Source organism: Kitasatospora sp. MY 5-36, assembly GCF_001182915.1.
In the GTDB taxonomy this organism is placed as follows: Bacteria; Actinomycetota; Actinomycetes; order Streptomycetales; family Streptomycetaceae; genus Kitasatospora.
In genome coordinates, this window is record NZ_LFVW01000271.1 from 1 (window position 1) to 13462 (window position 13462).

Annotated in this window: 6 protein-coding genes and 1 pseudogene; 4 read left to right on the forward strand and 3 right to left on the reverse strand. The window is 72.3% G+C overall.

Features of this window, described 5'->3' with window-relative positions; genetic code table 11:
- Window positions 1-108: 108 nt before the first annotated feature.
- Both AE652_RS19015 and AE652_RS48245 read left to right on the forward strand, forming a co-directional pair.
- Window positions 109-8007, forward strand: coding sequence for a neuraminidase-like domain-containing protein (locus AE652_RS19015; protein ID WP_234348438.1), 7899 nt, complete (start codon window positions 109-111; stop codon window positions 8005-8007).
- A 786-nt stretch (window positions 8008-8793) separates the two neighbouring features.
- Window positions 8794-9042: pseudogene (locus AE652_RS48245) on the forward strand (MFS transporter); the annotation flags it as partial.
- Window positions 9043-9250: 208 nt separating this feature from the next.
- Here the strand turns inward: AE652_RS48245 and tsaD are convergent.
- Both tsaD and AE652_RS49015 read right to left on the reverse strand, forming a co-directional pair.
- Window positions 9251-10318 carry a tRNA (adenosine(37)-N6)-threonylcarbamoyltransferase complex transferase subunit TsaD gene (tsaD, locus tag AE652_RS19025; RefSeq protein ID WP_049653065.1) on the reverse strand — a complete coding sequence of 356 codons (1068 nt, stop codon included), beginning with the start codon at window positions 10316-10318 and terminating at the stop codon, window positions 9251-9253.
- A 238-nt stretch (window positions 10319-10556) separates the two neighbouring features.
- Window positions 10557-11135 (reverse strand): hypothetical protein, encoded by a 579-nt coding sequence (locus tag AE652_RS49015; RefSeq protein WP_159028484.1) that lies wholly within the window; start codon window positions 11133-11135, stop codon window positions 10557-10559.
- Between the two features lie 527 nt (window positions 11136-11662).
- Here AE652_RS49015 and AE652_RS19035 point away from each other — a divergent pair.
- Entirely contained in the window at window positions 11663-12400 is a 738-nt protein-coding gene (locus AE652_RS19035; RefSeq protein WP_049653068.1) for a DUF4232 domain-containing protein, read from the forward strand.
- 100 nt (window positions 12401-12500) lie between these two features.
- Window positions 12501-13103, forward strand: coding sequence for a transglutaminase domain-containing protein (locus AE652_RS19040; protein ID WP_049653071.1), 603 nt, complete (start codon window positions 12501-12503; stop codon window positions 13101-13103).
- A 17-nt stretch (window positions 13104-13120) separates the two neighbouring features.
- Here AE652_RS19040 and AE652_RS19045 read toward each other — a convergent pair.
- The coding region (locus tag AE652_RS19045; RefSeq protein ID WP_049653070.1) for a helix-turn-helix transcriptional regulator at window positions 13121-13462 on the reverse strand (342 nt) is incomplete at its 5' end.

Here is a 13462-nt window from a genome sequence, read left to right on the forward strand (position 1 = left end):
CCCGCGCTCACCGCCGAAGCCACCGCCCTGGCACGGACGATCGCGGCCCAGCCCGCCCCAGGCACCGGCGCCGTCACCGTCTCCGACCTCCTCCACCTGGACGCGCCGGTGCGGGACAACCCGCTGCTGCTCGGCGACGTACAGCAGGGCATCGTGGTCGAACTCGCCGGTCTCGCGGGGCTGTCGCAGACCGCGACCGGCGCCGCGGCCGCCCAGAGCACGGGACTGTTCGACGCGCAGGACAACACGCTGGACGCGCTGCGCTCCTCCGGTGCGATCACCGACGCCGAGGCCGCCTCGCTGAGCGGCATCCTCGACCTCGGCCGGCTCACCGACCACCACACCGGCCTGCTGCACACCCTGGTGAGCCAGGGCGCCACCGCCCCGCTCACCCTGGCCGGCTGGGACGCCGCGCGCTGGACCCAGGTGATCACCGCCACGCCGGGGCCCCTCCCGCCGGGCACCACCCCGGACGCCTACGCCCGGAACCTGGTCGCCAACCTCGAACACACCCATCCCACCCAGGCGCTGGCGGCCCGGCTGGCCCCCGGCGACGACCACCTGACCGCGGTGTACCAGAACAACCCGGGCCTGGACCTGCGCCGGCTGGACCTGGCCACCGGCGCGGGGGCCGCGGGGCTGAACTGGACCGGAGTCCCGGAGGCCGACCGGCCCGCCGTCCTGGGAAGGCTCTCCGCCCACCAGCGGCTGCTGACGATCGGGCACGACACCGCGACCCGTGCCGCCCTCGCCCGGGCCGGCTTCGACTCCGCCCTGCGGATCGCCGCCCACACCGAGGCCTCCTTCATCGCGAAGGTCACTGCCACCCTCAGCCCGCACAGCCTGGGCGGCACGACCACCGGCGGCGGGGGCCTGGACGTCGGCACCGCCCGGATGGTCTACGCCCGCGTCCAGGACGTCGTCCTGAACGTCGCGCAGGCGTACGGCTCGGCCCGGGACGTCCTCAACGGGCCGTTCGCCGGGCTGCCGGTCTCACCGGTCACCCCGACCTTCGTCAACGACCTGCTGCGGATCACCGGCCTCACCGGACTGTTCGGTTCCCAGGACTACTGCACGTGCGGCGACTGCCAGTCCGTGCTCAGCCCCGCCGCGTACTTCACCGACCTGATGTACTTCACCGAACAGCACGTCTCCCAGCCGTACTTCACCGGCCCCGGCCTGAGCACCCACCCGCTGTACCTGCGCAACCGCCGTGCGGACCTGTGGAAGCTCCGGCTCACGTGCGACAACACCAACACCCTGGTGCCGTACCTGTCGATCGTCGACCAGGTGATGGAGGACTGGATCCAGGCGCACGTGCTGACCGCGATCCAGCCGGACGTCTACGCCGTGCTCAGCGATCCGGCGCAGAAATTCTCCTGCCAGGTACCCTTCAGCCTGCCCTTCGCCGAACTCGGCCTGTACCTGGGCTACTTCGGCCTCGCCGTGGCCGACGTTCAGCAGGTGCTCCAGTTGCCGGACGCGACGGTCAGGCGCGCCCGCACGGGCCTGTCGCCCGACGAGGCCACCGTCGTCGCGACCCCCGACCCCGCCGGGATCATCCAGCGGCTGGGCGGTCCGGCGACGCTTAACCTGCTGCCGGTCACCGACTTCGTACGCCGCCTGGCCATCTCCCGCGACGACCTGACCACCGTGCTGGCTGCGCGCTCCGACCCCGACCTCGCGCAGATCACCGTCGTCAAGCTGAGCGGCGGCGCCGGCGAGATCCAGAACTTCCCCGAGGCGCTGCAGAACCTGACCGCCGACCGCGCCGACCGCATCCACCGCCGTATCCGGCTCGCTCGGCCGCTGCCGTGGACCCTGGACGAGCTGGACCTGGTCCTGCTGTCGGCCCAGCAGGCCGCACTGGTCGGCGGCGACGTGAGCGAGGCGGCGACCGAGCTCGTCGGCCGGCTGCTCGCCCTGCAGGGCGCGTTCGGCCCGTCTGTGCAGCAACTGTGCGCGCTCGTCACCGACATGCCGGTCTCCACGGCCTTCCCGAACACCCCGACCGCACCCGGCGCCCGGCTGCTGTACGAGACGGTGTTCGACCTGCGCGGCATCTTCGGCCCCGCCGACCCAGCGCTCCCGCTCAACCCGACGGTCGGCTACTACCACTACTCGCTGGACACCACGCTCGGTACGAACCCGCCGGTCATCGACCCCAAGACACCGCTGCTGCTGGCCGGGCTCGGCATCAGCGAGACGGACCTGCTGCTGCTGTTCGCGCTGCTGAAGAACGAGCTGCCCTTCGACGCCACCGGGCACACCACCCTCAACCGGCACAGCCTGTCGCTGCTGTACCGGCACGTGCTCGTCGCCCGCTCGCTCGGGTACACCGTGCCCGACCTGATCACGGCGCTGGGCCTGGTCCTCCCACCGCCGGCCACGGCCGAGCTGAACTCGCTGGACCGGATCGAGCAACTGCTGGCCTTCCACCGCTGGCAGGCCGGCTCGCCCCTCACGATCTCCCAACTCGCACTCGTCCTCACCGGTGTGACCGGCAAGACCGTCGGATACCTCAACAACCCGGCCACCGCCGCCGCGCTGGTGCACGGCATCCAGGTCTCCGGCACGCAGCCCAGGCTCGACGCGCTGCGCAACAGGCTCGCCACGAACTTCAACGTCGGCTCCGCGCGGCTCGCCACGATGCTGGTCTGGGCGGCGCACGACATCGCCGCAGCGGACATCCAGGCGGCACTGGACGCGCCGTTCACCGGGACGGTGCCGGACAATCCGGCCCTGCTGCTCCCCCTGCTGGACCTGCTGCACCAGCTGGAGCGGGTGGCGCTGCTGTTCGGCACGGTGGGGCTGCAGGACGCGGGCATCGCCTACCTCACGGCGAACCGGCACGTCCTGGGCATCGCCGACCTCAAGGCCCTGACCCTGCGTGACGTACAGGCGGTGGCCGCCTACGGCGCGCAGGTCGCCGCGGCGACCGCGGTGACGCAGGCCGTCGACGCCGAGACCGTCGTGCAGCAACTCCTCAGCTCCTACGACGCCGGCGGCACCTTCGGCCCGGCCGACCGCGCCCGGCTCGCCGCCACGCACCAGGTGGACCAGAGCCTGATCGACTCCATCGTCGCGGCTACGAGCCTGCCGCCCGTCGCGATCGACGCCCTCACCCGCCTCGACCAGGTGTTCGCCCTGTGCCGCACCCTCGGAGTGAACGCGTACTCGCTGCACAAGCTCGGCCAGGACACCGGCTACCCGGTACTGCGGGACGCCGCCGCGGTGGCCGCCGGCGCCATCGCGGCGCAGTACAAGGACGACACCGCGCGCGACGCGGCGCTGGAGCCGTACCAGGACCGCGTCAACACCCTCAAGCGCGACGCCCTGTGCGGGTTCCTCGTCGACGGCCAGCCGCAACTGAACTTCCACGACCACAACGAGATCTACGACTACTTCCTGCTCGACGTGGACATGAGCGGATGCGCCAGGACCTCCCGGGTCGTGTCGGCGATCTCCAGCGTGCAGCTCTACCTCCAGCGCTGCCTGACCGGCCTGGAGAAGTCCGACCCCGCAGGCTCCGCGACCCTCGTCGACGTGCCACCATCGGCGGTGCCGGCCCAGCAGTGGGCGTGGCGCAGGAACTTCCGGGTCTGGCAGGCAAACCGCAAGGTGTTCCTCTACCCCGAGGCGTACATCGACCCGGACCTGCGGGACGACAAGACGCCCATCTTCACCGACCTCGAAGCCGATCTGTTGCAGAAGCCCATCACCAAGGACACCGGCGAGGAGGCCTTCCAGCGCTACCTGACCCGGCTGGCGGAGGTCGCGGGCCTGCGGATCTGTGGCAGCTACTACGACGACGACCAGGCGACGTACTACTTCTTCGGCCGCACCCAGTCCGACCCTGCGGTCTTCCACTACCGCACGTGGAACACCTCGACGTGGACACCGTGGAAGCGCGTCGACCTGCCCATCGAGGGGAAGTGGGTCTCGGCGACCCGGTTCCAGGGCAAGCTCTACCTGTTCTGGGCGAGCATCGTCACCACCGAGCACACCAGCTTCAGCGGCGGCGGCTCCCACGACGAGCCGTCCACCGTCAAGGTCGGCCTGGTCTACTCCGCGCAGAAGCCGGACGGCACCTGGCTCGCGCCGCAGAAACTGGACTGGCTCTACCCGATCGGCGAGCCGAACCAGGTCTGGTGGTGGGAGTCCTTCGTCGCCGACGACATGCCCGGGGACAAGACCGCCAACACGCCGTACCCCGTGATCAGCGGCGACGCCATCATCCTGCGCTACATGAACCGGTTTCTCGACCAGGGCGCCGACCGGGTTCACGACCGCCAACTGAACCTGTTCCACAACCAGTTGCACAACCCCGACCGTTGGGTGCCCGGCACGCCGACCGGACACGCCATGGGGCTGTACTGGACCTTCGGCTCACCCGTGGGCTGGCTGGGGGTGTGGCAGTCCTCCGACACCGACCCGGCCGGCTTCGACCTGCTGCGGGAGATGTTCCACACCGATCCCGGAGCGGGCGGGTCGTCGCCGGACTTCGTCACCACCGGCTTCCCCGTACCGGACTACAACGTCTACTTCGAGCACGGCAAACCGGACTTCGTCTCCCCGATCCAGGCGGTCAACAACGGATTCCCCGAATCCGTCCTGGCCGTCCCCGTCCACAACCAGCAGTACCTGATCCACGACCGCCACTACCTGGACTTCCCCCGCTTCTCGCACTTCGTCTCGGCACTGCTGCCCATCATCACGGAGGCCGCCGCGGGACCGGCGATCACGGCGGGCACCGCAGGACCGGCGAAGGAGGCGCCCGCACTCCCCGCCGCGGCGCTCGTTCCCGGGCGGTCGCACTCGGCGCCGCTGACCTTCAACCTGGCGTCCCTGAGGCTGCCCCGGGCGCTGACCTCCCTGCCCCTCCAGCCCCTGCGGTGGTGGTGGAACCCGCGCCAGCTCATCCGGCTGACCACCTCGATCGTTGGCGACCTGCTGCGGATCAACGCAGACCACGGCGTGGAGGGCCTGCTGGCCCTGCACTCGGAGTACTTCTGGGGGCTCGAGTACGGCGTCGGCTTCTCGATCACCGCGCCCTGGGCCCTGCTGACGCCCGACGACGACCCCGCCCACGTCGACATCAGGAACAGCGCCGCCTACGGCACCTACTACCAGGAGCTGTTCCTGCACCTGCCGTGGATGATGGCCCACCAGCTCAACGCGGCCGGGCGGTACGAGGAGGCCATGTGGTGGTACCAGCGGCTGTTCGACCCGACGAGCTCCGACACCGACGCCGACCGCAACTGGCGGTACGTGGGTTTCAGGGGTCTGACCGTGCCCTCGCTCCAGGACGTCCTCACCGATTCGGCAGCCCTGGACGCGTACAAGAACGATCCCTTCAACCCCTTCGCCATCGCCCGTCTGCGTCCGGTCGCCTTCCAGAAAGCGGTCGTCATGGGCTTCGTCGACAACCTCATCGACTGGGGCGACTCACTGTTCGCGCAGGACACCACCGAGTCGATCAACGAGGCCACGATGCTGTACGTGCTGGCCTCGGAGATCCTCGGGCCGCGCCCGGTCCAGCTCGGCGAGTGCCCGGTGGTACCGGCCGAGCAGCTGACGTACGACGCGATCGGGCCGCAGATGAGCAACGTGTCCGACTTCCTGGTCACCCTGGAGAACTGGGTCTACCAGACCAGCCTGAGCCAGGGCGACATCATCGACACGAGCGGCACCCACGCGCACGCGCACACCCCCACCGCGACGGCCACGGCGACCGGCCTGCCCGTCACCACCGGCCTCCAACTGCTGTCGTACGGCGATGCCGCCGACCTCAGCCAGCGCAACACCGACCTGGCGCAGCTGTGGAGCGGCGACACCCTGGCCTACGACCTGCTGCCGGCCTTCGAGGTCGTCAACCAGACCACGCTGGTCTTCTGCGTGCCGCCGGACGACGTGCTGGCCGGCTACTGGGACCGTGTGGAGGACCGGCTGAACAAGATCCGCAACTGCATGAACCTCAGCGGGGTGCGCCGGCAACTCGCGCTGTTCGCCCCGCCGGTCAACCCCTTGGACCTGGTCCGCGCCCGGGCCGCTGGCCTGAGCATCGAGGAGGCGGTCGCCTCGGTCCAGGCACCCGCCGCCCCCGCGTACCGCTTCGGCTCAGTGATCGAGCGCGCCCGGCAGTCCGCGCAGACCGTCACGGCGTTCGGCGCGAGCCTGCTGTCGGCACTGGAGAAGAAGGACGCCGAGGAGCTGACCCTGCTGCGGTCGGTGCACGAACGCACCCTGTTGCGCATGGTGGAGGACGTGAAGACCGGCCAGGTCCAGGAGGCGCAGCACCAGCTCCAGGCCCTGGAGGAGCAGAAGGCCCTCGTCCAGGCCAGGATCGACTACTACCAGGGGCTGATCGGCTCCGGACTGACCGGCTGGGAGAAACTGGAGGCCGACTCGCGCACCGCCGCGGCCGTGGTGCGCGGCGGCGAGTCCGCGCTGTACGCGATGTCCGCGATCTCCTTCCTGTTCCCCAACGTCGGCAGCCCGTTCGCCATGACCTACGGCGGCCGCGAGATCGGAAACAGCGTGGCCCAGGCGGCGCAGACCCTCGGCTCGCTCGGCGCCACCGCGGAGGCCGTCGCGTCGGCCGCCGCGACCGGCGCCGGGTTCGACCGCCGCTACCAGGAGTGGGGGCAGCAACTCACCCTCGCCGAACAGGAACTGAGGCAGGTCGAGCAGCAGCGCCTGGCCGCCGAGGCGCACGCCGGGTACGCCCAGCGGGAGCTGGACGTCCACCAGAAGCAGATGGACCAGGCGGACGAGCTCGACGCGTTCTACCGCGGCAAGTTCAGCGGCCTGGGGCTGTACACCTACCAGGCCCGTACGCTGACCCGGCTGCACCGGCAGGCGTACGACGTCGCGTACGGCCTCGCGGCCGCAGCCCAGCAGGCGTACGCCTTCGAGATGGGCGACACGACTTCCTTCATCGCCCCCGACAACTGGGAGAGCGGCATCGCCGGCCTGCTCAGCGGTGAGCGGCTGGATCTCCAGCTCCGGCAGCTGGAGGAGGCCTACATGGCCAGGAACACCCGCCGCCTGGAGGTCAGCCAGTTCTTCCCGCTGACGGTGGTCGACCCCACGGCACTGGTCGCGCTGCGGGATACCGGCGAGTGCACCTTCACGCTGCCGGAGCTGTTGTTCGACGTGGTCTACCCCGGCCAGTACAAGCGGCTGATCAAGTCGGTGCGGCTGACGATCCCTGGCGTCACCGGGCCCTACACCAACGTCGCCGCGAAGCTCTCCCTCGTCGCCAGCGAGGTGCGCACCGCGCCCGATCCCGCGCCCGGCGCCCTGGTGACGCTCCCGGTCCAGCCGAACATCGCCTCCGCCATCGCTACCAGCACCGGTCTGAACGATGCCGGACTGTTCGAGCTGAACTTCCGCGACGAGCGCTACCTGCCGTTCGAGGGCTCGGGGGCGGTCGAGAGCGTGTGGAAGCTCGAACTCCCCACACAACTGAGGGCGTTCGACTACGACACCATCTCCGACGTGGTCCTGCAGCTCAGCTACACGGCGCTCGACGACGGTGCGTTCCGGGCGACGGTCGAGAGCCGCGTCGTCGGCGAACTCACCCAGTACGCGACATCCACGGGCCTGCTGCGCCTGTTCAGCCTGCGCCACGACTTCCCGGCCGCCTGGCAGCAGGTGACCGCCGCGGCGGGCGGCGGCGCGGGGACCGTCACGACCTCCTTCGAGGTGACCGCGCAGCACTTCCCCTACTTCCTGTCCGCGCGGACGCTCAGCCTGGCCGCCGCGACCGTCGTGCTCCAGCCCGTCGGCACCGGCCCGGTCGACGCCTCCGGCCTGAGCCTGACGCTCAACGGCACGACGGGCTCCGCGTGGCACGTCCCGCCGGGCACCCACCTGACCACCTCCGACATCGCCGTCTCCGGTCCCGCCGTCGGCACCTGGACCCTGGCCGTGGCCGGCCCCGGGATCGACCCGGCGAAGGTGGCGGACGTCCTGCTGCTGGTCCGCTACAGCGCGGCCTGACCGCGTGCCCCGGGCCGCCGGTGGCCGGCGGCCCGGGGCCGGGGGCTGGAGGGCGCTGCGAACCCGGCGGTGGGTTTGTGGCACCTGTGACCGCTCTGACCCCGTGCTCGTCCATCACCACCGTCATCTGCTCCCCGGCCCCAGGGAATCCCCGCGAGCGCGAGGAGCCCGGTGCGGGAGGCCCGGCTGAAGGTCGACCAGGACCGGCATCGTGGCGATGCCGTAGCAGAACCTTCCGGGGCCCGCGGGGACGAGGTCGACGTGGTCCACGCCGTCGGGGCGGTTGACCAGCCGGTACTGCCACGGCCGGCCGGTCCGCCCCCGGCCAGGTCGAGGGCGCGGGCCGGGAAGTCCCGGCCGAGCGGCAGGACGTCGGCGTCGGTGAGGTACAGGACCGGCGCCCTGGCGTGGGCCGCCGCCGTGTTTCGCAGCAGGCCGGGGGACCGGTCCGCGGGGTCGGCTGGCACGAGGCGGACGGCCCGGTCGGTGTCGACGTCCTCGGCCACTGTCACGTCCGGGTTCCCGGAGATCGCGACGACGACCTCGCAGGGGATGCTCTGGCGCAGCCACGCGCGGCTTGCCTCGGCCAGGGTGTGGCGGCCCTCGTGGTCTCCGTAGAGGGGGATGAGGACGCTGACGTCGACGGGCATGTGGTGCTCCTTCAGGGTTGGCGCGCAGGTGGTGCTCGATCACGTCGGCGGCCGCCCCGACTCCGCCCGAGGTCCGGATCTCCCGGTGCATGGCGGCCAGGTTCGAGGCCATGGCCCGGTCGGTGGAGACACGTCCGTGTCCGCCCCGTCCCGCAAGGCCGGCAGCAGACAGATCCTCGTGGCCTCCGTCGGCAACATCGTGGAGTGGTACGACTGGCACGTCTGCACGTTCCTGGCCACGTACATCGCGGCCGCACTCTTCCCGAAGGGATCGGGCAACTCCCTGCTGCCGCTCCTGTCGACGTTCGCCGTCTTCGCGGTCGGCTTCTTCGCCCGCCTCCTGGGCAGCCTCCTGCTCGGTGCGGTCGTCGACCGCCGGGGCCGGGGACGCCGGGGGCGGGTCGCGGAACGACGGCCGGCCGTCGGTGGTGCGGGCCTCCGCTGCTCGCGTCTCGCCCGGGCGGCTCGGGGTGCGGACAGTGATCCGGAGCGTCGCTCTCCACGTCACCGTCACCGCCGCCGGACGGGCCGGGAACCGGATGGTCAGGAGGCGCCGAGGGGTGTGCGGCGGGGCTGCCGGGCCCTGCGGGTCGTCACGCGGTCCTGGCCGCCGCGAGCGGGGAGAGCGCCGCGTACTCCAGGGGCGCGGAGGGGTCGATCGAGAGGTTCATCGGGGACGGGGCGGCGCCCGAGCGGACCAGGAGGTCGCCGATGGCCGCGATCATCGCGCCGTTGTCGGTGCACAGCCGCAGCGGCGGCACCCGCAGGGTGATCCCGGCGGCGGAGCAGCGCTGTTCGGTCAGCGCGCGGATGCGGGAGTTGGCGGCGACGCCGCCGACCACGACGAGGGTGCCGATCCCGTGGTCGGTGCAGGCCCGGACGGCCTTGCGGGTGAGGGTGTCCGCGATGGCCTCCTGGAGAGCCGCGGCCGCGTCCGGGACGTGCGGCTCGCCGCCGGCGGCCCGTTGGGCCTCGACCCAGCGAGCGGCGGCGGTCTTGAGGCCGGAGAAGGAGAAGGCGTACGGGGGGTCGTTGGGCCCGCTGAGCGGGCGGGGCAGGCGCACCGCGTTCGGGTTGCCCTCGCGGGCGGCGCGGTCGATGGCGGGCCCGCCGGGGTAGGGCAGGCCGAGGATCCGGGCGACCTTGTCGAAGCACTCGCCGGCGGCGTCGTCCAGGGTGTCGCCGAGGTGGACGATCGGGTCGCGGGCGAGGTCGCGCACCAGCAGCAGGGAGGTGTGCCCGCCGGAGACGATCAGGACGACGCACGGGTTCGGCAGCGGCTCGCCCTCCAGGGCGGCCGCCGCGACGTGCCCGGCGAGGTGGTGAACGCCGTAGAGGGGCACGCCGAGCGAGAAGGCGTAGCTCTTGGCCGCCGCGACCCCGACCTGGAGCGGACCGGAGAGGCCCGGCCCGGCGGTGACCGCGACGGCGCCGACGTCGGCGAGGGTGAGCCCGGCCCGGTCGAGGGCCTCGCGGACCACGGGCGCCATCGCGTGGACGTGGGCGCGGGCGGCGATCTCCGGCACGACCCCGCCGTACCGGGCGTGCTCGTCCATGCTCGACGCGACCGCCTGCCCGAGCAGGACCCCGTCCCGGACGAGACCGACACCGGTCTCGTCGCACGAGGACTCGATCCCCAGCACCACTGGCGAGGCCGGCATCGCACCCACTCCTTATTGCTTCTGCCTATGCAACTGCAACTATTGTGCAATAAGGCAGGAGTGGGTGATCCGGCGGGGCCCGGCTTCCCCGTCGTGGGATACCCCGGGCCGACGGGCCTGCCGTTTCCCGGGAAACGGCAGGCCCGTCGGCGCGTGCGGCGCCGACCGGACGCTCGGCGTGCCGTGATGCCCTCCGTGGGCGGAACCGCGCGGGGCCCGGGGCCGGTGTGGCGCGGGGTCAGCTGAAGGCGGTGGCGGCGGTGAGGGTCGAGTGGGCGATGGGCGGGGCGCCGAGCAGGACGTCGACGCAGTTGTCGATGATCGGCTGGTCGCTGTCGATGTTCAGGACCGCGGTCAGGGTCTCCCCGGCGAGGCGGGAGGAGGAGCCGGTGACGGTTCCGGTGAGGGTGCCGGCGCCGTCGACCTCGACGGCGGCGATGTCGGTGATGGTGCTGCTGGCCTGCGTCCCGTTCTGCAGGTTCCAGGTGAAGGTCGCCGTGGAGCCCGGGACCAGCGCCGGCACCGTGAGCGGGTTGCAGCTGAGCGTGCCGAACGTGAGCGTCGCGGTGACGGTGCCGCCCACCACGGCCGTCGGGCCGCTCTGGGAGTCGGTGCACCCGGTCGCCGTCCCCCCGATCGTCACGGTGGTGGCCTCCGGGCCGGCCGACAACGCCGGGTCGAAGGTGACGGCGGCGTTCACGGTGCAGTTCAGGATCTCCGAGGCGGTTGCCGGGGCGGCGTCGGCGGCCGGTGCCACGCCGGTGGCCAGCGCGGCGAGGACGGCGGACACGGTCAGGGCGCTTCGACGTACGGACATGCGGGTTTCCCTCTGCTCTCGACGGATGGGAATGGTGGGAGGGGACGGGCTCGGCACGTCCCCGGGCAGCAGACGACCCCGGGTACGCCGGGCGGAACGCGTCGGCCCGGCGAAGGTACCGGCGGGCAGTCGGGGGCCGTTCACGCAGCCAATCCGTGGGCCCGACCCGTGGGGCCATCGTCACAACGGGAATCCCCCGACGCACCTCCTGCGAGGCGAATGGGAACCCCGGTCGTGCCGGCCGGAGCCCTGCCCTCTCGCGGATCCGCCTCACCCGGGCCCGCCACCACGACATGGCCGGGAGGCACGCGCCTCCTCCCGTAGACGTCGGGCAGGCCGCGCTGGCGGGACCGGGTGTACCGGCAGGTGAGGGGTGCCGTCAACTGCCCTGCGGCTGACCGAGTGTCACAGTCCAGTCCCTGTCATGTCCTGACGATTGTGACGCTGCGGATGGCACCGAATGCCGTCGTCCGGCCGTCCTGTGGTGTGTTCGATCAAGCAGTCCGCATCGTCATCGGGGAGCCACCATGTCCGTCCGCCGCCGTCGCCCGCTGTTCGTCTCCGCCGTCCTCGTCGTCGGGGCGGGGCTCGCGTTGACCGCCTGCGGGCCCGAGAACACCGACGCGCCCGCCGGCTCGGCGAGCTCCGCGCCCACCAAGGCGGCCGCCGGTGCTCCCTCGGCGGGTGCACCGGCTCCGGGTGCACCGGCTCCGGGTGCACCGGCTTCCGCCGGCTCGGCGGCGCCCACCGCCGCGCACACGCCGGCCGGTGCGAGCCCGTCGAGCGGTGGCGGGGCTGGTGGCGGGAGTGCCTCCGCCCAGCCGTGCGACATCCAGAACCTCTCGATCAACGCGTCGGCGCGCGCCGGGGCGGCCAACCAGTGGGTGATCGAGGTGCGCAACACCGGCGCGAAGGCCTGCAGTCTGAGCTCCTCCCCGGGCGTCGACCTGGGCGACTCGGCCGCCCGGGACCAGAGCAAGAACCTCAAGCCGGTGCTCGCCAGCGGCACGGAGCGGTTCCCGGTCCCGGTGGGCCGGAGCGCCTACGCGGTGATCGACCTCGACCCGAGCGGCGCCACCACCGGCACCGCCCCCGGCATCAACGAGATCAACGTGCTGGTCGACGGCGAGGGCACCAACATGCCCCTCGCGAACACCCGCAACTTCCCGCTCCCCGCCGGGGCCCACGTCCTGAACCCCAAGATGGGCAACTACCGGGGCAGCGTGGCGGACGCGGTCGCCTCCATGACCGCCGCCCCCAAGTAGCCCCCAAGGTCCGGTCCTGGGCGTCCCGCTCCGGGCGCCGGACCGTCCACGGGCTGGAATTCCGCCCGTGCGGCCCGTGGGGCGGGGCACGATGGGCGGCATGATCCTGCAACCGGAGACCGACGACCTCGCCGCCTACCTCGTGGCGGACGGGGTCATCGACCACCAGGACCCGCAACTGCGGCGGTTGGCCGCCGAGTTGGCCACTCCCGAGGCGGCCTTCCAGCACGTCCGCGACGAGGTCCGGCACTCCGCCGACGCGGGCGCCTACAGCGGGGCGTTCCGCGCCTCGGAGGTGCTGGCCGCGGGCAACGCGATCTGCCGCGGCAAGGCCCACCTGTTGGCGGCGCTGCTGCGAGCGCAGGGCGTGCCGACGGGCCTGTGCTACCAGCGACTGGCGGACGGCGAAGGCGACTTCGTGCTGCACGCCCTCAACGCCTTGTACCTGCATGGCCGTTGGGCCCGCCTGGACGCCCGGGGCAACCGCGAGGGCGTCGACGCGCGGTACGACCTGGAGCGGGAACGGCTGGCCTGGCCGGTGCGGCCGAAGCTGGGGGAGTGCGACTACCCCGCGGTCTTCGCGGCGCCGCCGGCCGCGCTGGTCCGGGCCCTCGCCGAGGCGGTGCCGGGCCGGGCCGGCTACGGCTACCTCCCGGGCGAGCTGCCGGTCGACGGCGGGGCTCCGGGGCGGCCCGGACGTTGAGCCGGTAGAGGCGCGCGTCAGAGGCGTGCGGGGAGGTCCCGGCGGGACGGCGCGGACAGCTTGCGCAGCACCCTGGCCACATGGTTCTCGACGGTCCTGGTGGACAGGTGCAGTGCGGTCGCGATCTGACGGTTGGTCAGGCCTCCGGCCGCGAGTTCGGCGACCTCCCGTTCGCGCGGGGAGAGCCCGGGATGGGCGGGCCGGCCTCGGCGCGGGGGTGCGAGGGCGCGCAGGCGGGAGCGGACGCGGGCGGCGTCGTGGGTGGCGCCGAGCCCGGTCAGCACGAGGAGGGCGTCGGTGAGCCGGTCGACGGTGTCGCGGTCGGCGCCCTCGCCTTCGCCCGCGGCGCAGCGGGAGGC